General features: G+C 35.1%; 22 protein-coding genes. 6 read left to right on the top strand and 16 right to left on the bottom strand.

Annotated features, from left to right (window positions below; all coding sequences use genetic code 11):
• Positions 1–448: 448 nt before the first annotated feature.
• Entirely contained in the window at positions 449–961 is a 513-nt protein-coding gene (locus tag F6K06_RS05850) for a transcriptional repressor (RefSeq protein WP_124147119.1), read from the top strand.
• 77 nt (positions 962–1,038) lie between these two features.
• Here F6K06_RS05850 and F6K06_RS05845 read toward each other — a convergent pair whose 3' ends face one another.
• The 11 genes from F6K06_RS05845 to F6K06_RS05795 form a co-directional block, all read right to left on the bottom strand.
• Positions 1,039–2,490, bottom strand: a complete 1,452-nt coding sequence (locus F6K06_RS05845; protein WP_124147118.1) for a peptidoglycan-binding protein — start codon at positions 2,488–2,490, stop codon at positions 1,039–1,041.
• Positions 2,491–3,022: 532 nt separating this feature from the next.
• A complete protein-coding gene (locus tag F6K06_RS05840) occupies positions 3,023–3,199 on the bottom strand; it encodes a hypothetical protein (protein WP_192901198.1) in 177 nt (58 codons plus the stop codon).
• Positions 3,200–3,488: 289 nt separating this feature from the next.
• The gene (locus F6K06_RS05835; protein WP_124147117.1) at positions 3,489–3,917 is read right to left on the bottom strand and encodes an SH3 domain-containing protein; all 429 of its coding nucleotides are present in this window, start codon (positions 3,915–3,917) and stop codon (positions 3,489–3,491) included.
• Positions 3,918–4,259: 342 nt separating this feature from the next.
• On the bottom strand, positions 4,260–5,759 hold the full coding sequence (locus F6K06_RS05830; protein ID WP_124147116.1) for an AAA family ATPase: 1,500 nt from the start codon (positions 5,757–5,759) through the stop codon (positions 4,260–4,262).
• A gap of 104 nt (positions 5,760–5,863) precedes the next feature.
• The gene (locus tag F6K06_RS05825) at positions 5,864–6,379 is read right to left on the bottom strand and encodes a DUF177 domain-containing protein (protein ID WP_124147115.1); all 516 of its coding nucleotides are present in this window, start codon (positions 6,377–6,379) and stop codon (positions 5,864–5,866) included.
• A gap of 402 nt (positions 6,380–6,781) precedes the next feature.
• Positions 6,782–7,282 (bottom strand): R3H domain-containing nucleic acid-binding protein, encoded by a 501-nt coding sequence (locus F6K06_RS05820; RefSeq protein WP_124147114.1) that lies wholly within the window; start codon positions 7,280–7,282, stop codon positions 6,782–6,784.
• The gene (gene yidC / locus F6K06_RS05815; protein WP_124147113.1) at positions 7,282–8,430 is read right to left on the bottom strand and encodes a membrane protein insertase YidC; all 1,149 of its coding nucleotides are present in this window, start codon (positions 8,428–8,430) and stop codon (positions 7,282–7,284) included. Before yidC ends, F6K06_RS05820 begins: the two co-directional genes overlap by 1 nt.
• Before the next feature lie 192 nt (positions 8,431–8,622).
• The gene (locus F6K06_RS05810) at positions 8,623–9,012 is read right to left on the bottom strand and encodes a PH domain-containing protein (RefSeq protein ID WP_124147112.1); all 390 of its coding nucleotides are present in this window, start codon (positions 9,010–9,012) and stop codon (positions 8,623–8,625) included.
• Positions 8,984–9,391 (bottom strand): ribonuclease P protein component, encoded by a 408-nt coding sequence (gene rnpA / locus F6K06_RS05805; RefSeq protein WP_124147111.1) that lies wholly within the window; start codon positions 9,389–9,391, stop codon positions 8,984–8,986. The genes F6K06_RS05810 and rnpA overlap by 29 nt, the downstream gene beginning before the upstream one ends.
• Positions 9,392–9,589: 198 nt before the next feature.
• The gene (gene rpmH / locus F6K06_RS05800) at positions 9,590–9,730 is read right to left on the bottom strand and encodes a 50S ribosomal protein L34 (RefSeq protein WP_124147110.1); all 141 of its coding nucleotides are present in this window, start codon (positions 9,728–9,730) and stop codon (positions 9,590–9,592) included.
• Positions 9,731–9,850: 120 nt separating this feature from the next.
• Positions 9,851–10,378: a DUF2808 domain-containing protein gene (locus F6K06_RS05795; protein WP_124147109.1), complete on the bottom strand. Its 528-nt coding sequence runs from the start codon at positions 10,376–10,378 to the stop codon at positions 9,851–9,853.
• Between the two features lie 736 nt (positions 10,379–11,114).
• Here F6K06_RS05795 and F6K06_RS05790 point away from each other — a divergent pair.
• From F6K06_RS05790 to F6K06_RS05775, 4 genes are all read left to right on the top strand, one after another.
• Positions 11,115–12,257: a Re/Si-specific NAD(P)(+) transhydrogenase subunit alpha gene (locus F6K06_RS05790; protein WP_124147108.1), complete on the top strand. Its 1,143-nt coding sequence runs from the start codon at positions 11,115–11,117 to the stop codon at positions 12,255–12,257.
• A 115-nt stretch (positions 12,258–12,372) separates the two neighbouring features.
• Entirely contained in the window at positions 12,373–12,663 is a 291-nt protein-coding gene (locus F6K06_RS05785) for an NAD(P) transhydrogenase subunit alpha (RefSeq protein ID WP_094678584.1), read from the top strand.
• Positions 12,663–14,066 (top strand): NAD(P)(+) transhydrogenase (Re/Si-specific) subunit beta, encoded by a 1,404-nt coding sequence (locus tag F6K06_RS05780; protein ID WP_287240376.1) that lies wholly within the window; start codon positions 12,663–12,665, stop codon positions 14,064–14,066. Before F6K06_RS05785 ends, F6K06_RS05780 begins: the two co-directional genes overlap by 1 nt.
• A gap of 851 nt (positions 14,067–14,917) precedes the next feature.
• Positions 14,918–15,214, top strand: coding sequence for an RNA-binding protein (locus tag F6K06_RS05775; protein ID WP_124147106.1), 297 nt, complete (start codon positions 14,918–14,920; stop codon positions 15,212–15,214).
• A 255-nt stretch (positions 15,215–15,469) separates the two neighbouring features.
• Here the strand turns inward: F6K06_RS05775 and F6K06_RS05770 are convergent, their stop codons facing one another.
• Complete coding sequence (locus F6K06_RS05770) at positions 15,470–16,129, bottom strand: ElyC/SanA/YdcF family protein (RefSeq protein WP_124147105.1); 660 nt, start codon at positions 16,127–16,129, stop codon at positions 15,470–15,472.
• Positions 16,130–16,628: 499 nt separating this feature from the next.
• The gene (locus F6K06_RS05765; RefSeq protein ID WP_192901197.1) at positions 16,629–17,297 is read right to left on the bottom strand and encodes a DUF2301 domain-containing membrane protein; all 669 of its coding nucleotides are present in this window, start codon (positions 17,295–17,297) and stop codon (positions 16,629–16,631) included.
• An 87-nt stretch (positions 17,298–17,384) separates the two neighbouring features.
• Between F6K06_RS05765 and F6K06_RS05760 the strand changes: the two genes are divergently transcribed.
• Positions 17,385–18,011, top strand: coding sequence for a calcium-binding protein (locus F6K06_RS05760; RefSeq protein ID WP_124154982.1), 627 nt, complete (start codon positions 17,385–17,387; stop codon positions 18,009–18,011).
• 1,132 nt (positions 18,012–19,143) lie between these two features.
• Here F6K06_RS05760 and F6K06_RS05755 read toward each other — a convergent pair.
• From F6K06_RS05755 to F6K06_RS05745, 3 genes are all read right to left on the bottom strand, one after another.
• Positions 19,144–20,076, bottom strand: coding sequence for a spermidine synthase (locus tag F6K06_RS05755; RefSeq protein ID WP_124147102.1), 933 nt, complete (start codon positions 20,074–20,076; stop codon positions 19,144–19,146).
• 741 nt (positions 20,077–20,817) lie between these two features.
• Positions 20,818–22,356 carry an NAD(P)H-hydrate dehydratase gene (locus tag F6K06_RS05750; protein WP_124147101.1) on the bottom strand — a complete coding sequence of 513 codons (1,539 nt, stop codon included), beginning with the start codon at positions 22,354–22,356 and terminating at the stop codon, positions 20,818–20,820.
• 342 nt (positions 22,357–22,698) lie between these two features.
• Positions 22,699–23,547, bottom strand: a complete 849-nt coding sequence (locus F6K06_RS05745) for a hypothetical protein (RefSeq protein WP_124154985.1) — start codon at positions 23,545–23,547, stop codon at positions 22,699–22,701.
• Between the last annotated feature and the right edge of the window lie 828 nt (positions 23,548–24,375).

Genomic DNA, 24,375 nt, shown 5'->3' with positions numbered 1-24,375 from the left:
TTAATCCAAAATTAAGAAGATCGATCCTTAGACTTGTCGCTTAATTTTGATAGCTCCAACCCACAATTTTACAATTTTGTTTTGCCACTTTTAGGGTTTTATTTAGCGACAAGTTTATCATTTTAAAACTCTGAAGGGTTTTTCTGCAAACTCTAAATAATCTTTTTTTTGCCTATAGGATAAAGTGTATTCGGTATTTCTATCTACTGTCTATGATATTAAGTCCGGATAATTAGTTATAAAAAAACCTATCCTCTTACACAGGGCAAATCTCCCTATTATCGCTGCTTCCCGCTCCCTACTCCCTGATTTATAAGTATTCAACCGGACATGATATTACTCTCAAGCTCCCAAAAATTTTCAGGCAATTTTCAATAATATCTTTTTTTGACAATCGTTTAGTTATTGTGTATGATTATCAATAGGCGTACATTTTTGATAAAGTACCGTGGCCCTTTACACACCATCTTCATTTAAAGCAGAACTAAATGACAAAGGTTGGCGAATGACTCCCCAACGGGAGACCATTTTGCACGTTTTTCAAAATCTTCCTAAAGGCAATCATCTGAGTGCCGAAGATCTTTATAATATGCTACAAAATCGGGGTGAAAGAATTAGTCTATCTACCATTTACAGAACTTTAAAGTTAATGGCAAGGATGGGAATTCTCAGAGAACTAGAACTAGCGGAGGGACATAAACATTATGAGATAAATCAACCTTATCCCCATCATCACCACCATCTTGTCTGCGTACAATGCAATAAAACTGTTGAATTTAAGAATGATTCTATTTTAAAAATTGGTCTTAAGCAGACAGAAAAATCTGGGTTACATCTCTTAGATTGTCAATTAACTATTCATACAATTTGTTATGAAGCCCTAAGAATGGGCTGGCCTTCTCTAGTATCTTGTGAATGGTCTTGTCCACGAGCACTTGCAGATGCGGAAAATTCTGAATAAAAAAACTCTGAATAAAATAAACAACCCCACTTAATCTCTGAGTGGGGTAAATAAAAAAAGATTTATAAATCTAATAATTAGTTTCCAATATCTTTAGCACTTAAACCATAATGCAGATGAGCTTTCGCCACTGCTACTCTTGTTTCTGAGTTGTAAACTCCATTTAATGGACCAAAATAAAATCCTTGTAGCCGAAGTCTCTTTTGCAGTTCTAAGACATTTGCTTGACTACCTATATAAGTAGCTCCCCCTTTGGAAGCACTTGGATTAACAATCATAGGATGCCTTAGAGCTTGCAATGTATTTCTTGTAGCTACTCCACTGGCGTTTGTTCCCGCATCTTGCTGAAAACGTCTGACAGCAAACTCAGTCGCAGGTCCAAAAACACCATCAATGACACCAGGATAATAACCCAATCTTGTTAACAAAATCTGGAGTTGTTTTACCGCCAAACCTCGATCACCCCTTCTGAGAGAACTTGAGTAGGAGTATTGCCTAGTGGTGTAGTTTTGCCTGGAGTCAGACACAGGACCTGGGGGCAGAACTTGACTAGGATTAAATAGAAATGATTGAGTTGTTGGTCCTACTATACCTGTAGGAGTAATTCTATTCCTCCTTTGAAATTCAATTACTGCTATCTCAGTACTTCGATCAAAATAGTTAGTTATTTGTCCTTGATAATAACCTAAATTTTTCAAACGTTGTTGTAATTTTCCTATCTCTACACCTGTTTCTCCAGGTCGAAGAAATACTTTCTCCACAGGAACAGGTCTAGTGCCAAACAAATATTCTCTAGTTGTAATACCTACCTGACCCGTAGGCGTAATTCTGTGAGAGTTTTGAAATCTGATAACTGCAGTTCTAGTATTTTGGTCATAAATACTATTGATTGGACCTCTGTAAAACCCTAATTCTGCTAACCTTCTTTGAATAATTGCTACTTGAGGGCTAACTTGTCCAAAAGATAATGGTCTTGTTGAAGAATTTAATAGGGAAGAATTAATTTGATTAGACCTCTTACCTACAAATAGTAATGACCAAGTAGTAGGTTCAATTTGGCCTGTTACTGTAATACCATTGTCTTGCTGGAACTGTCTTACAGCTCTTTCTGTAATAGGACCATAATAACCAGTTAGATTAGCAGAAAAATAGCCTAATTCTCTAAGTTTTCTTTGAACTGCAGCCACCGTTGCGGCATTATCTCCACGTCTTAGATAGACTGCACTATTAGGGGAAAGAATTGCATTGCTTTCTGGTCTAAAGTTAGAAGTGCCAGAAAAAAAAGAGCTTGTTGCTATTTGTCCTTGGTATGTTTGACTAACATTAAAATAACTATTTGTTTCAGGACTAGGAATTTCTGGCCTTCTAGCCCAACAAGAATCAATAATAATTAAATTAATTATCATTTTTGATAAAAAGTTTATGTAAGCGAAGCTAGAAAGTTTTTCCCATTTGAGTCCTTCAATAAGTTTGAAGTCTTTGTTTTCTTGATTAGCCAGAAAAACTTCTATATATGCAAGAGATTCCATAAATTTTCCTGGGGTACTTTAACATTTTAATACTAACAAACTCAATCAATTTAGTTTGTTATCTTAAAGAAGTTATACCAATTTTATGTGAGGCTGCACAAAATCATGAAATTTATTACTTGTCTGCCTCGATCTACAGTTAACTCTGATTAAAATATTATTTTATAACAACTTCATATTAATTTGGTATTATAGCAATTCTCAACAGAGTATAATTCAGAAAATTATTATGAATAGAAATTGAGACTTTATATATTTATATATAACTATAATAAAATTTCTAGCCGATCAAGAGAGGGGAATATTTGAATCTATCACTTCAAATATTCACATAAATTTCCCTATTAAATATAGAGGCTTTTTTCTCTCCTTGTAAAGACTTCTATATTTTAGTTTATGTTTATTCTTTATTAAACTGCTATTAGTGTATTAAATTATTAGGTAGAATAACGTACTGAAAGAACATATATAGGTTAATTTAATTTAAAATTTCCTATCTAATGTTCTATCATTTTGCCGTACTATAAAATGCTTAAACTAAACCTGCCCGGTCAAAAATCAGAGCTACTAAAGCAGCAAAAATAGTTATTCCTAAAGCAGTTAAAGGATTTTGACCCTGACTAACAGCAAAAGAAGTCACTACACCAGCTCCTAAAGCAGCAGTAACGGCAGCAACCAATGGATCGCGGTTTGAACGATTTTTGTACATAATTATTAATTCCAGATAGATTTGTTAAACAATTCATAACTAACAACGTTGTTTCAGCCTATCACTGAATTAATAATTAAGATGGAAATTATCCTGGTTTTGCAATTAAGATTAAAATTTCTCTAAATTTCTTAACAAATCAAGACTATTTAATGATAAATTTTTTGCAGAAGTTGGGAAAAGGTAGCAGAGAAGATAAAAAAATTAAATAATTACCTAGAAATATGTTTTTATACTCAAAATTTATATTTATTAGGTAAGTTTTCAATGATATTAAAGAATAGAGAATTTACTCCAATTTTTCAGTATTACCACCTGATACCCACCCTGTACGATTACTCCCATCATCCACTCGAATTCTTTGCCATCTTTTATCTGAACTGTCTTCCAAAACTATAACTTTTTCTTGATAAGAAACACCACCAATACGATTAGCATCTCTGCTAGGAGTATCCCGTAAAATCAAACCAATAGGTTCAACTACAATAGCTCTGTAAGCTCCAGGGTCTAATTGATTAGATAAATTTTTATTTGTAGTTCCTGGAGAAGACGTACTCACTTTTTGGGCGATAGGTTTTTCATTAGTAAATATTGGTTTTTCAGGCATTTTCGTTAGTTTTGCTGCAAAGTAGAGCACTGATGCTGCACTAGCACCAATGAGCAATAGTATTGCTAAAATAAACCCTACTAAAAACTTGAATAAGCTATAAAAATTCATAACTTTAATAACCAATTTCATAAAATATTACTACAGTCACAATACAGGGAATAGGGAATAGAGAAAGAAAAACATAATCAAAAAGGTTGATTTTTTTATTTTATGGAATATAGATTTTTTTATTGTAGGAATCAATCACAAATTAAGATGTAATACCAAGGGTGAAAAAAGAACGTTAAAAATAAACTGGCTAGTAAATAATTAATAATTAATAACTAACAATTAATAATTTGCCTAACACCTAACACCTAGAAAGTTATTTGTAGGAAACATTTATCAATAATTAAGTATCACTATTTTCTTCTTCCCTCTTCCTTCTTTCCTCTTCCTTCTTCTGCTATTCTAAAAATTACCTTTTAAGCCACCATATCTAGAAGCAAGACGTGCTTTACCTGCTGCTGCCCAATCTTGTAAAAACTTAATTTGTTCTTCTGCAGTCCTAGCAAGAGGGATAATTTGACTAGCAGACTCTAAAATATCCTCAGTAGTAAACTCACGATTTTGACTAAATCCAATGTGCATAGCTTCAATTAGAGATTGTTCTATTTCTGCACCAGAAAAATCTGGAGTTTCATAAGCTAGGCGATTTATATCATAATTTTTGATATTGTGAGGTCTTAGTCGAGATAAATGTACCTCAAAAATAGCTGTTCTTTCTTCTTGGTTAGGCAAACCAACAAAAAATATTTCATCAAACCTGCCCTTTCTTAATATCTCAGGAGGTAAAGATTGAATATTATTAGCAGTAGCTACCACAAATACAGGAGATTTTTTCTCAGCTAACCAAGTAATAAATGTACCAAAAACACGACTGGTAGTACCAGCATCTCCTTGACTTTTCAACCCTGCAAAACCCTTATCAATTTCATCGATCCAGAGAACACAAGGTGCTAAAGCTTCCGCAATAGAAATCATCTGTCTTGTACGAGACTCCGACTCTCCGACCAACCCTCCAAACAAACGTCCCACGTCCAAACGTAGTAGAGGCAAATGCCAATGATGAGCGATCGCTTTAGCAGTAAGAGATTTGCCAGTACCTTGTATTCCTACCAAAAGTAAACCTCTTGGATGAGGCAAACCATATTGTCTGGCCCTTTCAGAAAATGCTCCTCCACGTCGCAATAACCAATCTTTAAGGTTATCTAAACCCCCAATATCAGAAATATTTTCACGAGCAGGATAGAAATCTAATATTTGAGTTTGGCGGATATTTTGACGTTTTTCTTCTAATATTAAATCAACATCATTAAGCTGTAGTTCTCCGTGAGTAGCAATTGCCTTAGCCAAAACTCTTCTAATTCTTTCAATAGATAATCCTTGAGCTGCTCGAACAACTTCATCTAATAAACGTTTGTCTAAAGATTGACCCATTGCCACTAATAGATGTTCTACCTCTTGGGAAATTTCTTGACTATTTGGCAGTGGGAATTCTATAATTGTGATAACTTCAGTTAAATCTTCTGGAACAGATATTTGAGGAGCAAGAATAACTAGATTTTTAGGTTGAGATTTTAACTTTTTTGCCAAATTTCGTAGTTTTCTCGAAATAGAAATATCTTCCAAAAATCTTTGAAAATCACGCAAAATAAAGACTGCCGGAGCAGATTCCGGTAACTTTTCCAAAAGCTCTAAACCTTGGAGAGGATTTCTTTTTCCCCACCCTATATCATTAGGATTATTTTGATATCCTTCGACAAAATCCCATATATAAACCGCTCTATTAGCCTGTCTTTTTGCTGATTGAATAATTGCATTTTCGACTCGCTCTTCTTCCCTAGTTTGGATATAAATTATCGAGTAGCGCGAACGTAGTAGTAGTTCAAATTCTTCTTGAAAACTCATAATATTTTTTTGTCAGTTGCCACTTTGATAATCTTCAGTGTATTGCCAGTAAAAAACATTTTTTTATATTTAATATTTAACAGCTAACTGTTCTGATTAAAATTTCAATTATTATTTATATTCAGTTGTTTTTTGATAGATTCTAAACCAGCCCATCGCCGGTCTATCATTAATGAAGAGCCATTTTTTTCAGATAATTTAATTCCCTGGCAATTTTTATCGCATAACTTTCTGGGAGGAACTGCCAAACACAACTGTTCATATACCCATTCTTTAGGGTTAAAATATCCATCTGGAGGTAAAGTTTCCACCAAATCTTCCACAGAATTTTCTACTTCTATCTGAAATAAATCCTTTTGCTCTTTAATTTCTTGAAACCAAATTAATTCTTTTGGAGCGATCGCCAATTTATAGTTGTACTGTTTTAAACATCTATCACAAGTGAGAGTAATAATTGTTTCTGATTTTCCTTTAACTTCCAGATAATTGCCATGATGAGTTACTTGTAAATAGCCTCTAACTGGAGTCAGTGTGTCCAAGTCTGATATAAATTCTTCAAACTTAATAGCCTCAGTCTGCTCAGTTTTTTTTAGTAGACTGGGAATATGTATTACTTCCATCTTCCTTATACCTCACTTATTCCATATCAGCTATTCAGAATTCTGAGTTTGACATCCTCTCCCATTAAATCTCGCGATTATAACGTGAGACTCCCAAACCTCACGATTTGGATTGCGCAGATTACATGGTTAAAGTTAATAGTTAGCTTTGTGATTCACCGTAACCCAGTAAAACCTAAACTTTTGAGCATCTCTTAAGATTTATTTTACAGATACTTTCTTAATGGAGTGCTTATTGTTTGTTTGGTCGCGATCCATCTCCCGGTATAATCTCAGATTTACCGGGAGTCCTCTCGCTCCATTTTTGATAGAATTCTGAATTTGCTTTACTTACACTAATGATTTTAATCTCTATAACTCATTCTTTTCTCCAAATATTTTCTATATATTTTCTATTGGTAGTTAGCTTCTAATTTTCACTACTAAACGGCGGTCTGGTTCCTGTCCATGACTGTAAGTTTCTAAATCTTCACAGTCTTGAAGCATAGTATGTATTTGACGACGTTCGGCAGAAGATAGAGATGTTAACTCATGCTCTTCACCAGTCAAACGTACTTTTTTTGCTGCATACTCTGCTATTAACAAGAGTTCTTCTTGACGGCGAACTCGATAACCTGCTATTTCCACAGTGTAGGACAAATGTTGTTCTGAATCGTTACCTATATTCAGAATTGTATTAACAAGGTACTGAATTGCATCAATTACTTTGCCATCAAATCCTAGTAGAGTAGAAATTTGTTCTTGTGTCAGATTAGTCTCATCTATGATTAACCAATAGCCGTCTTCTTGCTCTTGAGCTATGACTTTTGCTGGAATTTCTGCTAAGTTTAGCAGTTTCTCTAGCCATCGCTTTCCTTGGTCTAGTCCTTGCTCTATATAATAACTATCGTTCATTACTAGCATTAAGCTTTCTTCTTAGAACGTCCTGGTTCAAAGGGTAGTGCTTCTCTTCCCTTTCCTGTTTTTGTTGTTTTTGGTTGTGACTCTTCTACTAATTTCTGCAGGTTTTCAGGTAATGGTTCTTTAGATAAAATAAAAGCCTGAACCGTTTGAAATATATTAGCGATGAGCATATAAAGTAGCACACCTGCTGGTAAAGGAGTAAACAAAAATATTCCTGAAAACAAAATGGGAGTAATTTTGTTGATGGAGTCTTGATTAGGATTAGCATTGTTAGCACCAGGTCCTTTTCCTGATATTGTCTGACTAGCATAGATACTAACTCCAAAACCAATCACCATAATTAATATATCCCAGTGAATCGCCCCATTGTCATCAAATGCACCTACACGACCAAGAGCTTTGATAAATAGAAATCCTTTGTTTGCTGCAATTCCTGGGATAGTACCTTGAATTGTAGCGTCCCCTGGTTGTAAAGCTACTAAGTTACCGTCTCCATCAATTTGAACTCTTTCTGAACCTTTAGTTATAGTCCATGTAGGTTTAACTTCAGTTTGATTATATTCCTGTTTCAGAGTTTCTAGAGATTTACCCTCTACTGTTTGAAATTCGACGTGAGTTTTATCTCCAACAACTAACTTATTACCACTAGGCATCAAGGCCAAAATCGGAAAGTGGACACCATCATTAACATATATATTTTGAGGTGAAGTTGTATAAGCTTGTGGCTGAATTCGCTCTAGTTGTTCTTGAGGAAATATTTGTACATCTACAGTGTAGTTAATATTAGTAAAGGGCGATCCACGCAGAGTTGCAAATAAGGCAAACAGTATAGGCATTTGAAATAGCAATGGTAAACATCCTGCCAATGGATTAAACTCTTTCATCAGTTTAGCCATTTCTTCCTGCTGTTTTTGTGGATCGTCTTTATAGCGTTTTTGAATCTCCTCTTGTCGCTTTTTCATCAAAGGTTGCGTAACTTTCATCTTACGCATATTCCTAATTGACCCCGCATTTAACGGGTAGAGACTTGCGCGAATTACAAGAGTTAAAGCTACGATCGCTAGACCATAACTTGGTACGATCCCGTAGAAAAAATCTAGGATCGGCAGCATTATATTGTTGGAAAGAAAACCTATACCAAAATCCATTATTTTATGTCAACCTTGGGGCTGGTGATATTTCTAATTTCGACTATTTTTAATTTTTGATTACTATATAATAAAGGTATCTAGTTCAATACATATAAATTAGTCATTTATAAGAACATTTACTAGGTCGATATTATAGTAGTAGCTAATTGAAAGACATAGTAGCTTTGAAAAATAATAGTTAAATAACTATCAATTAGTAGGACTATTAGTTTTTTGAGCTTTTGCAGCCATCTTTTCAGTTATGTAAGATTCAATTTCTCTAAATCTTGGTATTGCTCTTAGTTCTAAACGAGTACCATTTCTGAGAGTAACTACTAAGTCCCCCCAAGCTCCTAATCCTCTGGGGACTTTTGCTATTTTGACAATTTCTGAGTAAACAATATCTGTTCTATCTTGTCCCATCCAGCCTCCAATCACGGAAACTCGCCTATTAGTAATCCTATAACGTAGCCATAAAGCTCTAACAATAGCAGCAACAGTTAGAGGTAGGCCAATAATTGTTAAACCAATTAATAAGTTAAGAATTAAATCTCCTATGTGGGGACCACCTTCATAAAAGGCTTCCTCTCGAATACCCATCCAACACCTCCACTTGTGTCAATAACTCTTCTAATTGTTGCAGAAATTGAGAATAATTGCACTGTTGAGCTGTTGGTTTAACTACAATCACTATATCCCATCCTTTGGAAATGAATGGCAACATTTGACGTAAAGCTGCTCTAATTTGGCGTTTAATTCGATTTCGGACTACTGCTCCTTTGCTCACTTTTTTGCTAATAGTAATGCCTATGCGAGTAGGTCGCAGAGATTCTAAATTATCTGTACCTTGAGGTAATTTAGGCTCTTGCTGATGACGCAGAGCCTTTAATGTCAGATCAGAACTATTCTTGCGAATTCCTTTTTGATATACAGCACCAAAATCTTTATAATGACGCAGCCTGTTTTCGATAGGCAACATAGTGAGATTATTTAAAATTTGTCTATAATCATCAGAATTATTTCTAGTGTCGCTACGCGGAAGTCAAAAGTCGTAGGAAAAAATGGCATTGGCTAGCGCCAAGCTGCCGCTAACGCCCTCTAAAGTATTGATTGGTAAGGCTTTTAGGATTTTGTAACTTGTTAGTTATTTCTGCCATCCTGCACTAATTTTCTTTTTCTAATAGACTGCTAGACGCTCCCGCCCTTTTTGCCGACGTGCTTTAATTACTGCTCGGCCATTTCTAGTACGCATTCTTGTTCTAAAGCCAGATACTCTTCTTCTTTTTCTACTTGTTCCATGTAAAGTCCTTTGAGTCATTTTTTCTACTCCTTAGCCACTAATCTAATAACAATTTAAAGTCACAATCCCTAATCATAGCACGTATATCATATAAAGTAAAACAGGGCAAATCTATCGTCTATTTTTCAATCAAATATTCTATTCTATGGTCAAAAGCCATGTGCCAATATAACGTAGTAAAGGCACATCACCAGGAGTCCTAATATTGGCATTAAAGTGGTACATTCCACCAAATCTGGGATTTCTGACATTGCTGAAAACTACTTCAATTTTATTACCCGCAGGAATAGGTTCAGCAGGGTAAATTTCGACAAAATTATTTTCTTTGTCCCATACTATTTCATCAATAGGTATTGATTCTGGTTTTTCTGAACTTCCTCCCCCAACACGAATTTCTATTTTGTCAGTATCAAATGAACCTTTGTAGTAATTGGGATAAAAAATTGATAACTGGGCAACTGCTAAATTTAATTTGTTTGCTGGTATCCGTAGTCGATAACGATCCCAAGTCCCAGACCTACCAGAATCTAAACGGAAGTTTAACTGATTTTTTTGTTCTGGGCCACCAAATAATGTAAATCCTGGCATCCCTTGAGCCAAGCTAGCAATTGGTACACCTGTTAATAAGCAACTGCTAACCAGCAAAGTAGAAAGTATACGTTTCATAAAACTTCCTCTAATTTTAAAATCTCTTCACTAAAACTTTATCAAGATTTTATATATACGGCTAGTGCTGCTACGCGGAAGTTAAAAGTCAAAAGTTAAAAGTCAAAAGCGAGTGCTAATTGGCGAGGTTTCCGTTTCCTCCAGAAACACTCCGCGAACAGAATGTAAGACGCACATCTGACAGTCAAAATTGATTTGTAATTTTTGTAACTGGTCAGTTATTTTCGCCATCCTGCATTAGGGATTTTGAAAATAGACATCTGAGAGAGTAGGGAGTAGGGAGTAGGGGAAATAATTGATGATTTATTTATGATAATTGATTTGATTTTTGATTTTTGGAGATGCCTAATAGTATAAACAGGATTTTTAAAATAGATATTTCCACCAAAGTAGGGAGTAGGGAGTAGTATCTCTATTCAAACTGACAAATTAAAAATATTGACTTTGAGAGTAATCTCCACAAATTTATTTAATACCCTCTTTATTTAGCAATTTTTTTGAATTTGTTCAAGCTTCAATAATGACCAAGTATTTAGTCTTAAAAATCACATATTTTCTTAATGTCCACCTTGAATTCATAAGACAAGTTAAAGATAGCAATGAGCAACGAAATATCAGCCTAATAATTATTAGTAAAAGAACAATAAATATAGCTATAGCTAGCTAACTCAGGCCCATTATTTTAGGTAGGGTTCTTAGGTAAGGAAATCAAACTTTAAGTAGACAAGGAGAATTTATGAGAATAGCAGTAGCTAAGGAAACTCTGGTCAATGAATCCCGTGTGGCCTTAGTTCCCGATGTTATAGCACGATTAGTTAAACAGGGATTAGAAATCCAGGTAGAAGCAAGTGCGGGAGAAAAGTCTTTCTTCTTTGATGGAGCTTACGAACAAGCTGGAGCAAAAATAATTTCTGATAGTGACGCCCTGTGGCGTGAAACAGAAGTACTTCTAAAAATTGGGGTACTACAGGAATCAGAAATTGATAAATTACCAGAGGGTACTGTTTTAATTAGTTTTCTCGATCCTTTAGGAAACCCTGCTATCGTCCAACGTTTAGCGGAACGGAAAATAACTGCATTCAGTATGGAGTTGATTCCTCGTACCAGTAGAGCGCAAGTTATGGATGCTTTATCTTCCCAAGCTAATATTGGTGGATATAAAGCAGTTTTGCTTGCCTCTGCTGCTTTACCCAAGTTTTTCCCAATGCTAACTACTGCAGCAGGTACTATTAAACCTGCAAAGGTATTAGTAATGGGTGCGGGGGTTGCAGGTTTACAGGCGATAGCTACTGCTCGTCGTCTAGGTGCGGTGGTAGAAGCGTTTGATATTCGTCCAGAAGTTAAAGAGCAAGTGCAAAGTTTGGGAGCAAAGTTTGTAGATGTAACTCTCCAGGAAGATACTGTTGCTGAGGGTGGTTATGCCAAAGAACTTTCTGAGCAAGCTAAACAACACACTCGCGAAGTTCTCACCCAACACGTTGCTGCTTCAGATATTGTAATTACTACTGCTCAAGTTCCTGGTAAAAAAGCACCATTGCTAGTAACTAAAGAAATGGTAGACCAAATGAAACCAGGTGCAGTGATAGTTGATATGGCAGCATCACAGGGTGGAAACTGTGAATGTACTGAAGCAGGCAAAAACGTACAGTGGAATGGTGTGACTATTATTGGTCCGGTCAACTTGCCAGCAACTATGCCAGTTCATGCTAGTGAATTGTATGCCAAAAATATTTCTGCTTTGCTCAAGTTGATGATTAAGGATGGAGAGCTAAATCTTGATTTTGAGGATGATATCATTGCTGGTGCTTGTGTTGCCCATGGTGGTGAAATTCGCAATCAAAGAGTCAAAGATGCTTTAGGTGTTGCTGTTGGTAGTTAGTTAAGCAGTCAGCAGTCAGCGATCGGCACTCAGCAAGAGCGTTTTTTCTTGTTGAGAAGGAATTGAAAACCTTGCTAATGCCGTATAAAAGTCAAAAATTAACTGTAAAAGGACTATGAGTGAAACATTAATTGCAGCTTTATTCGTATTCGTCTTGGCATCATTTGCCGGATTTGAAGTAATTAATAAAGTGCCTCCAACTCTGCATACACCCCTGATGTCTGGAGCTAATGCTATTTCAGGGATTGCTGTTTTGGGCGCACTAATTATCGCTGGTGACAAAGATTGGAATGTCACTGTGATTTTAGGTTTAATTGCTGTAGTATTTGCCACCATTAACGTAGTTGGTGGATTTTTGGTTACAGACCGGATGTTGCAAATGTTCAAGAAGAAGGAGGCTGCATAATGAGCGATTTTATACCTACCGGAATCCAATTAAGCTACTTGGTAGCGGTATCCTTGTTTTTCGTGGGACTGAAAAAGTTGGGTTCTCCAGCTACAGCTCGTAATGGTAATTTATTAGCATCAGTGGGAATGTTGATTGCTATTGTAGCAACCCTGCTAGAAAAAGAAGTAATCAACTATGAAATGATTTTGGTAGCAATTGTTGTCGGTTCAATTATTGGAGCGATCGGTGCTTACAAAGTAGAAATGACTGATATGCCTCAAATGGTTGGTTTGTTCAACGGTTTGGGTGGTGCTGCTTCTGCGATGGTGGCAGTAGGTGAGTTTTGGCGGTATTTGGCTGTTGCTCAGTCTCCTCCATTGCCTACTACTATTACAGCATTATTGGGCGTATTAATTGGTGGTGTAACTTTTACAGGTTCTGTAATTGCTTTTGCTAAACTACAGGGAATTATGAGTGGTTCTCCGATCACTTTCCCATTGCAACAACCTGTTAATGCTCTCCTATTTGGTGGGTTTATTGTTGGTAGCGTTTATCTATGTGTCACACCATTCAACTTACCCATATTTTTAGCATTGGTAGGTGTATCCCTAATATTGGGTATAATGTTTGTTATCCCCATCGGTGGTGGCGATATGCCAGTTGTGATTTCTTTGTTGAACTCATTTTCTGGACTAGCTGCTAGTGCTGCTGGTTTTGTGGTGATGAACAATATGTTGATCATTGCTGGTGCATTGGTTGGTGCTTCTGGAATTATTCTCACAGTAATTATGTGTAAGGGTATGAACCGTTCCTTGACTAATGTACTGTTTGCTGCATTTGGTACTGGTGAAGGTGGTGGTCCTGCTGCTGCTGGTGGTACAACTGATAAGTCTGTTCGTAGTATTGACCCTGAAGAGGGTGCAATGATGTTGGGTTATGCGCGTTCTGTGGTAATTGTACCTGGTTATGGTATGGCTGTTGCTCAAGCACAACATTCTGTCCGTGAGTTGACAGACCAGTTGGAAGGATTGGGTGTTGAGGTTAAGTATGCTATTCACCCAGTTGCAGGACGGATGCCTGGACACATGAATGTATTGTTGGCAGAGGCAAATGTGCCTTATCCCCAGTTATATGATATGGATGACATTAATCCTCAGTTTGACCAGGCAGATGTAGCTTTGGTGATTGGAGCGAATGACGTGGTTAATCCGGCGGCGCGTGCGGATCAGAATAGTCCGATTTATGGAATGCCCATTCTCGATGTTGATAAGGCAAAGCATACTATTGTGATTAAGCGCGGTCTTAGCACTGGTTTTGCTGGTGTGGACAATGACTTGTTCTACAAGGATAAAACTATGATGCTATTTGGCAGTGCTAAGGATATGGTTGCTAAGTTGGTTTCTGAGGTTAAGCAACTTTAATTCGGGGTCTTAAAATTAAATTTAGCTGTGGTAAGCGCATAATATTTGTCTCAAAGCGCTTACCTCTAACCCATTCAATACTGAGCATTGTTCATTGAGCAATGCTCATTTTAAGTGTTCCAGAGTAAATTATTTTTCATTATTTTGTTTGCTCTTGTTATTCCTTACAGAAGACTACACGAACTTATACCAATTCACTTAAAAAATGTCACAAATAGTTGGTAACTGATGAAGTCAAATAATAAGCTAAAATTACTGTAGAGTAGAGGTTTTAATATAGTTCCGGATAATTAGTTATTGTATGATGAGAGGAGTCAGAACTCAGAACTCACGAGTCAGTAAGAAGAAAGGATGAGAGTTGGAATTATCTGGGGATATTCCGGCATTTTATCATTTTCTTTGTGGGTTTAATACCCCACCGTCAACGGGGGTGTTCAAAATTACTTGGGGGAGCGTAGACGCGGAGCGGCCCTTTGTTGACTATCCCCATGTAATTTTCCTCCTGTCTCCTGTCTCCTGTCTCCTTCTTCAAGTCTGCATTGAATGGAAGTAGAAAGTGCGATAACTGTATAACCGGATTTTATATAAGTGTCTAAAATATCACTTCTGACTTCTGACTTTTGACTTCTGACTTTAGTGAAACGAACTTAGTTGGTCATTTTCTCGTCTTAAATATTTTCAATATTTTCAAAAAAGTCTCTGAATATAAATATCTATTGTGCTATTATAGAAGGTGAGAATAAATTCGGTTATAATGTTTGTTTATATTGAGGGCTACTTTCCTGTCGCTATTGACAAGCTTCTCTCCGAAATCTAAATCTCTACAAAAATCTTAATTTTGGAGAATATCTATGTCAATTTATGTAGGCAACTTATCCTACGATGTCACGCAGGATGATCTATCTGAGGTTTTTAAGGAATATGGTTCTGTTAAACGGGTTCATTTACCAACTGACCGTGAAACAGGACGCGTTCGTGGTTTTGGATTCGTGGAAATGGATACTGAGGCAGAAGAAGAAGCGGCCATTGCTGCACTTGATGGTGCTGAATGGATGGATCGCGAAATAAAAGTTAATAAAGCTAAGCCACGGGAGGAAAGACCTTCCTTTGGTGGCGGTGGTCGCAGAAACAACTCTCGTCGCTACTAATTTAATTCATTTTTATTATTAAAGTTAATTATAGGACTTAGTTTAGCTCCTATAATTATCAAGAAAGAATTTAGGTAAGGGAAACGTTGGATTAACAAAGTGCAGAATTTTGAATTGAATTCTGTAAAATTTTTATGTTTCGCAAGTGCGTTTAAGACCCTCTAGCAAACATAAAATTTGGTAGTCTTTAATGAGTGATGGGTCTTAAATGCCTAATTAATGCTTTTTCCTGTCTACTAACTCCTAATTTCTTCTTCAAGATGTCCAATTGACAAAACGGGTATAAAAATAAGCGATCGCCTCTCCAACAACAGTCCGCATACCTGCACTAGACTGCCACCATCTGTGAGGATTATAATCTTTAGGTTCAAGAGCAATCACACCTACCTGAATATCTGGACTGAAAATATTTCGATAAATCATCCAGCTACGGCGAGCGTGGGGTCCTAAGGTATAGATATTGATAGAGTTTACTTTCATATGAGAAGTTTTTAGCCATTCTTTAACCGCAATAGCAGAGGCAGCAGTGCGATACTTAACAACTTGAGGAGTTGGTATCGCAACTACTCGGTCTGGATCGACACCCAAGGCAATTAAAGTTGCGGCTGTTAGTTCGGCAAAGTTATTGTATTCTGATAGATAATATCCCTTACCTATGGGCGAACCTGTGGTAATTAATTTTTGATAAGCACCTTGCTGAAATTCAGTGATCGCTAACTTTACTGCATAGTCAGACATCCAACCCTCAACTATTAGTATATCTGCTTTTATGGGGGAGGTTAGTGCTAAGAATGAATAAATATTAAAGCAGCAAATCGTAATTAGAAAGATAATTAATCCTAGAATTAATATCCATACCTGGATTATTAAAATTAATTTTTCCTGCCATTGTAATAAAATGTTTTTTGGATACATTTAAGTAATCAACTAAGAAGTAAAGAAGAAAGAAAGTAACAGATTTCATCTCACACTAAATCCGGTTAATAAAACAGATTTATAATTTTTTTCTGTTCTTTACTCTTGACCTTCATAAGTAATTTATTTAAACTGAATTTTAGATAATATCAATTACTAAAAATCTTGCTATACTTGAGTGCTTTATAAGTTTGCAAAATCAAAGTTATGAGCGTAGTAGGACTTTTGGTAGAGTAGATTCCATCAGGGTTGAGGTACAACTATAGCGGGCAAGATGCCCGCAGTGGTAACATTTAATTGTTAATATATGTCTTCATATACTTGGAATCTGCTGTAAATGTTGTTATTCTGTTTTTCCTGACTACTGACTATTGATTACTTTTACTCTTAACTAAATGTAGGTAGCAAAATTTTTTAGATTTGCTATAACTGCTATCTATTCAAAAAGACTCAATCTTCTTGATTTAACTTCAGTAATATTTACTGTTAATAGCTCTTTCTAGCTATGAGCTACTTCTTCTTGTTTTTTGTGTAAATACTCAAAAACACTCTTATCACCAATATCTGGAGGTATTGCTTGGAATACCTTTCGGATAGCAAAAACTATAAATAGAAATGCCCAAATTCCCAATAAAAACTCTTTGACTTCAAGTAATAAAAAGTCAGCCATATGAGATAGTAGTAAAAAAGGTACTAAAGGTGTGAGGAATTTTGTTTCTAGGCGGTTAAAACAAAAAGCTTCTTTGAAATAAATACCAGTCAAGGCAGCAAAGGTAAAACCAACACCCAAAATGGTAATTGGATTAGTGTAAACTACTAAGAACAGGGGCTGAGTACTGTTAATTGCTAAGATTACTGTAGTAATAGTCCCTATAATCCAAAATAGTTGGAGTAGTCGGTGTAAAATGGCCATATAGATATGAATAGTGACTAAACTTAGACCTAAAGCTAGACAAAAACAGCCATAGATGGGTGTTAGTGCTTTAATCACTGCTGGGTTGTTGCCTTGCCATAAGACTAAGGTGCTGCCTAATGCAAAACTAAGGGCAGCTATCATCAGGCCACTACGATAAATAATGACACTAAGGCGATCGCTTTTTGTGATAGTAAATTCTCCAAAATGTCCTTGATAAACTATCGGTTCTGGAGATTGTAGTATTTGTGTCATAATTTACTCCTAAAGAAATATAGATCGACTGATTTTTTTAATTTATAGATATTCTTTAATCATAAACCTGGATAAGGGGAGAACTTTATGCCAAAATCTAATCAAAAACAAAATAAAAATAAGTCTCAACCTGATACCAGAAAACTAAAACCAATTGAGATTGATGAGACTATTATATCAGGGAAAACTGGTAAGTTGAATAATGGAGAAAATATAACTATTAGTGTACCTATTGATAATTTTTTACAGCAGATCGGTGCTTTTCAAGGGATGGAAGATGATGATCAAGCAGAACAAATTAATTTAGAAGTTTTTGAGCAAAAGTTAGAGGAAATTTTCAATACAAGTAATTTCAAAGTTAATCAAAGTAATTTAAAATCTTTTTTTAAATATCTCAAGCAAAATCTTGAATTTCCTTGTTTAGTAACAGGAATAGAAGAATTTGAGTGGGAAGTATATTATACTATGGGTCCAGGGAGTAAAAAAGAATATCAGAAGCTGAAGAAGAAAAAACCATCCTATACAGATGTGTTTAATCTGCTAAAGTTAGATGATAAATTAGATTTAGAGTCTGGAATCTTAGCAGAATTGGAGCGCACTACAGATAGTCAAAAATTTATATTGCCACTAGCTGAATTAGAAGCTGTTATGGAAGATTCTGAGAATGCTGAATTGTTAGAAGATTATTCTATGTGGTTTTTTACTTATCTATAATAAATTGAAAGTGGCCCTAAGAACTAAGTAGGGTGTGTGACGGTACGCTTACAATTTAATTTATGGAATAATGGTCGGTTTGACACCTCACGAACCGCGTGCTGTTGGATAGTGCATTACGTAACACCCTTGGTACCCTACGCGGTCTTATATTTATTTGACAAACACTCTCTAAAGTGCTGTTGAAAGATATATAAGGTGTAATATCAAGTCTGGTAGCATCAGTATTGTAAAGGTAAGGAAGGACCGAAGTTGGAAGAGGGAAGAAGGCTTTAGTTATCTAGAACGGAAGACTTAAAAGTCCAAAAAAACTTAAATTTTTTGTAGATATTCACCCTTGGGTTTATACATAACGATACCAGCGGACATGATATAACTACACACTCAAATATCGAAATCATTTGATATCATTTGATATCAATTGTTAATCTTTTCACCAGTTGGTGTATTTCCTGGAATAATTGCAAAGTTTTTGGCTAAACTTTTACACCTTTTTCTAATCAAATTACTTTAATAATTAAAACTAGATTTTATTTATTATATGAAGGATAAATATAGCAGAAGGAAGAAGGAAGTTGGAAAAATTTGTGTTGTCTAAATTTTAAGGTTTTAACATTTTAAAACCTAGCTAATTAGGAGTACGAATGTGCTTCATATTCTAACTTTAAGATATCTAATAGCAAACGTAGAATAAAGAATGTTACGAATTAATTTTGGCCATTAAAAGACTTTACAGTAGATATCTCTTTGACTAAAAAGATAGATAATACCAATTTGATAAATGTTTGCTACAAATAGTTAGGCTATTTCTTAGGAGTAAACCCACCCCTAACCCCTCCCAGGAGGGGAAGTCAGTCGGACCGAGTCACACGATAATTGCTTCAATACCAGTTTGAACGGTCGTAAATTCTCTTTTTCGTCAAAGGGACATTTCCTACAAAATCTTTTGATCGCACTTATTATTTGAACACATTCTTTTTTCAAATTGGTAGAAGTTCCGACTTAAGAAATCCTACAGAAGCTATTCATTCTGACTCCTGTATGTTTTTCTACCAATGGCTTTATCCGATAAAATTTAATTTATGAAATTATTTACAACTGCTTGATTGAGTAGTAATTTTCTTGTTAGTTTTCAACCTGAAATCTGAAGAGATTTTGGTGGAGATTTCAAAGTATATATCTGAGTTTCTGTAGCGATCGCCTGTCGTACATTCAAAGGTATTTGCAACATTCCTAACAAAGAAATACCATCCATAACTTTTAAACTACCGATAGTTTTTTCTGCTAATAAAAGGTCTACTTTTTCTGGGTTTGGTGTAGAGGAAAGTTCTTGGTCGGAAGCAATAACAAATCCTAATGGAGTTCCAAAACTGGCAGAATAAGGCTCTACAGAATAAGTATAATTAAACACAGTTTGTAAAGTTTTAAGCACGCGGACATGAAGATACATTTCGGCAGGAGAAATTGAACCTGCTTGTATCATAACAACTCCATCAGGAGATAAAATTTGGCGAATTTTTTGAAAGTATTCCTGAGTAAATAAGGGAAAAGACGGACCAGACTCAATAGGGTCTGTCAGATCGGAAATAATCACATCCCAAGTTTCTGAAGAAGAGTTTAAAAAATTCTGAGCATCATCAATAATTAGTTCTACCCGAGGGTCTTCAAAAGAATTTTGGTGCATTTCTGGTAGATACTTTTTGCAGGCATCTACTACTTCCCCATCTATATCAACCATAACTAATTTTTCTACAGTTTTCCAGCGTAATACTTCTCGTAATGTTGCTCCTTCTGCACCTCCAAGTACTAAGACTTTTTGTGGCGACCCATGAAAAATCATTGCTGGATGTACTAAGCATTCATGGTAGAGAAATTCTTCTTTGGTGCACGACTGCCACTTATTATCTAGTATTAAAGCTTTGCCATAAATACCTTCAACAATATGCATTTCCTGGTATTTAGTTTTTTGATAAACCAGCACTCGATCGATGCCATGTTTATAAATATCCCAAGGTGTAATTTGTTCAGCGAACCATAAGTTTGTATTAAGTTTAGCACCTGCCATTGATGGTTTTCCTCCGAATAAACATTTAATTGTAGCATTTTTAGACTTAAAGTCGGTATGGCGTTTTTATGTGGGATGTGGAAACCAAGTGTTATGAAAAAGGTATGGAGGGAATAGTAAAGAAGGGAGAACAGCATTAAATATTAGCAAATACAAGGAGGTAAAGCAATCAATAAGCGTGCTTTTTTTATTATAAAAAACCTTAACCTACATTTACATCTCATATAAAAAAACTATAGTTTAAATTAAAAAAAGAACAATTAAACGAGGGAATAAAAACCTAGTAATGGTCTATTCAGTTATCAGTTATCAGTAACTCCTGGAATAGGGAAGCTTTGAAGATTCAGGATTTTCTTTTTTATCTCTTTATAAAGATAAAAATTGAGGCCGGATATTTTTTGTTAATTTAAAAGAGAAAAAGGATTATTTTGACTCCTCAATACTTAACACCATATCCCAGTTTTATATATATTTTTATGCCTGCCTAGTTAATAAGTGCTGATAGAATTTTGAGGCATAAATAAGGAGGTATTTCAGTTTCCAGATTTTGGTTTCTTATCAAACTAAGAAAGGTTATAGCATTTCTCAAGTTACTGAGGTGCAATGACATTTCTTCTTTTCTCACAGGAGTGCGCTATTAGGTGCGACAAACGCACCTCGCGGGGTCACACCGCTATTCCCTGTTGCCCGAATTACTACTCCCTATTCCCTAAAACCAAGGAATTTTGTAGTTCACGCTTCTTAGGAATTGCTATATATTTTTTCTAGTGCGGGGATTAAATACTGAGTTAAAGTAAAAGCATCTACTCCTAACTCGGTTCGTTTTTTTGCTGCTAATATTGCTGCTTGAGCGTGCCACCAAACTGCTGTTTTGACAGCTTCTAGTGGTGGAGTTTGAGTTGAAGTAATAGCTAATAAACCTCCAACTAATCCTGTTAATACATCTCCACTACCTCCTCTTGCTAATGCAGGGGTACTTTCTGGATTAATCAATATTTTTTGACTATTGGCAATAATTGTTTTTGCTCCTTTGAAAACTAAAATCAGGTTACTGTTTTTAGTTACTTTTTTAGCCGATAATATCCGATTATTGAGTTGATTTTCTAGGTGTGGAAATAGACGTTTAAATTCTCCTGGGTGGGGTGTAATAATTGTTGGTGCTTGACGTTGACTGACTAAATAATTTTTCTCTAAATTATCACAAATATTTAAAGCATCAGCATCTAGAACTATCGGACAATTTACGGATAATATTGCTTCTATTATAGATTTAGGTTCTGTGGTTAAACCAGGTCCGCAGGCGATCGCTTCAAATTTACTTAAATCTATATCTTTTGGTAATTGTTTTATTGTTCCGGTTTCTGTTTCGGGACAACCAATAATTAGTACTTCTGGTAAATGATTATTTAGTATAGGTTTAATTGATTTTGGTACGGCAATTGATAACATTCCGACACCTGTTGCTCTAGCTCCTAATCCTGTTAAAATTGCTGCTCCACTATAACGATGGGAACCTACAATTAATAATAAATTACCGTTTTTATATTTATAGGTTGTTGGAGAAAGAGGTAAGGGGAAATTTGTTATAGCAGATGTTTTTGTGATTCTTTCAATAGTGGGAAATTCTCCTAAAATTTCTGTAATATCTGCCAGAGGAATATCAAAATCTATTAATTCGGATGTACCTATATATTCTAAGGCTTGGTCTTGTAAAAATGCTTGTTTCCACAGACCTAAACAAAATGTGTGTTTAGCAGAAATTGCTGTTCCTAAAACTTCTCCTGTATCTGTATGAATTCCAGAAGGTAAGTCGATACTAAATATCTGTTTTTTCCAACTATTAATTTGATTGATTGCTACAGCTAAATCTCCGGTAATTTCTCGTTCTAAACCAAAGCCAAATAAACCGTCTATGAGCAAGTCGCAATTTTTGACCGGGGAAATATTATCAACAAAATTAACTCCTAAAGATTGGAGATACTTACTATGAGCATTTGTTAATTCTTTAAGTTTTGGTATCGGGCAGTAAACTATTATTTCATAACCTTGGAAATATAATTCTCTGGCTATGACTAAAGCATCTCCGCCATTATGACCAGGACCTACTAATATACCAATTTTACTAATATTACGATTGAATAATTTTACGATTCTTCGTGTTACTAATCCTGCAACTTTTTCCATTAATGCTGCTACTGGCATTCCGGCAACAAATATTCGTTCTTCTATTTGTCGCATTTGGGCAGCAGTAACTACAAATTTTTCTTTAGTATTGTTCATTGATTTTAGGGAGTAGGGAGTAGAGAGTAGGGAGTAGGGAGTAGAAAAGAAGAAAAAATGTACCTCAATAACTTGAGAAACGCTATATAAGATTCAGCAAACCCTAATTACCTATGTTTAAAAGTATAGGACTTACTAAAAGGATTTTTTGTCTTTTTTCTTCTTGATACATAAGGGACTTGAAATTTTACTTAAAGCAGTTTTGGAGGGTGCATCTCATATTTACAAAAATACTTTTTTCCTATATATTCCCTATTCTCTATTCCCTATTCTATATTCCCTGTTGCCTGTTGCCTAAAAATGTATTTCAATCAACTTTTAAATTTAACTTCTGACTGACTTTTAACGACCAAAGTAAATAACCACATTAACAAACCCCGAATCTAATAAATAGCGTTGCCACTTTTCTGCTATTTCTTCCTTTTCAAAAGGTCCTATCGCTACATTTTCGGGAATTTCTGTCACTTGAATACCTTGGTCGGGAATTCCTAATAATCGCAATTTATATGTAATTAAAGCTAAATTTGTTGACTTACTAGGAATTAATAAATAATAAGATTTACTATTACTTAGTCCATAAGCAATTGAACGTTTAACTGGAGGATATACACTAGCTGCTAAAATTGCAGGTTTTACAGGTTCACCAAAAGCTTCATTTGAATCAAGTTTTTCTAGTTGGGCATTAATTCCTCTTTCTTCCAAATAATCTAACAAATCTAAAGCGAAAAATAACTGAGAAAAACTTCCTACTTGAATTACGTCGTTGCCTGCAAAAGAGCGCAATACTGCCCTTGGTTCGATTTTTCGCCGAATAATTCCTAACAATAAGGCACTGTCTGATTCAATATAGACAACATATCGTAAATTGGGAAATGGATTTACTTCGATGGGATTAAATATTGGTTCTTGTTGTCGAATTGATGGTCTTACTGTTGATGGAGGTAATACTTCAAAATTTTTGGGAAAACTGGAATTTTCTGCTATTAATGATGTCTGTTTTTTTGTATTGCTATTGGAACTAAAAGTTGTAGTTTTGCTTTGACTTTTATTGGTTGGTAAACTTTGACTTGCAATTACTTTACCCTGAGCGATAGTTTGGTTATTTATCGCTAAAAATCCTCCTAATATAATTGATAATAATGATTTTTTTGAAATTCTGTAGTTTAATATTAAAAATAATTGGTTTAGCATGGTGAGTCGAGCCAATAAATGATGATTTTTAGTAGGCGTTTGAACATAGTTTATTACATGGGTAAAACAAAGTGAAATTATATATAGCAATTCCCAAAAAGCGTGAGGTACAAAATTATTTTGCTTTAGGGAGTAGAGAGTAGGGAGTAGGGAGTAGAAAAAAAGAAAAATAACTGTAAATCAGTAACTTGAGAAACACTATATAGCAGTCCTAAATTATCTTTTTATTTTGGGTTTAATACCCCACCGTCTACACGATATTAACAATTGGTTGGGGTTTGAGTCCCCATCCATTTTTTCTTCCTTCTTCTTTCTTCTTCAATAGTGAAAATTTTATTGGTTGCTATTTGCCATTTCCTATTTACTTTTCCCTAAAAGTCTAATGCCAAATTCATTTCTAAATTGCATAGAACAATATTTTAATCAGAGTTGACTTGAAATTAAGACAGACAAATTAATAAATTTGATAATTCTGTGCAGTCTCATATATAGCAGTGGAAGGAAAGGTGAGGAAATATCGAGAGCTTAAAACTCAGAGAAAGTAATATTTTTCCTGCTTCCCTTTTCCTTCTTCCTTCTTTTTTCTTCCTGACTTGAAATTAAGACAGACAAATTAATAAATTTGATAATTCTATGCAGTCTCATATATAGCAGTGGAAGGAAAGGTTAAGAAAGATCGAGAACTTAAAACTCAGAGAAAGTAATTTTTTTCCTGCTTCCCTTTTCCTGGTTACTTCTTCTTTCTTTCTTACTTAAGATTAAGACAGAAAAATTAATAAATTTGATAATTTTGTGCAGTCTCATATATAGCAGTGGAAGGAAAGGTTA

The organism is Okeania sp. SIO1H4, from assembly GCF_010672695.1.
GTDB lineage: Bacteria > Cyanobacteriota > Cyanobacteriia > Cyanobacteriales > Microcoleaceae > Okeania > Okeania hirsuta.
This window is presented reverse-complemented; position numbering and strand designations above follow the sequence as displayed.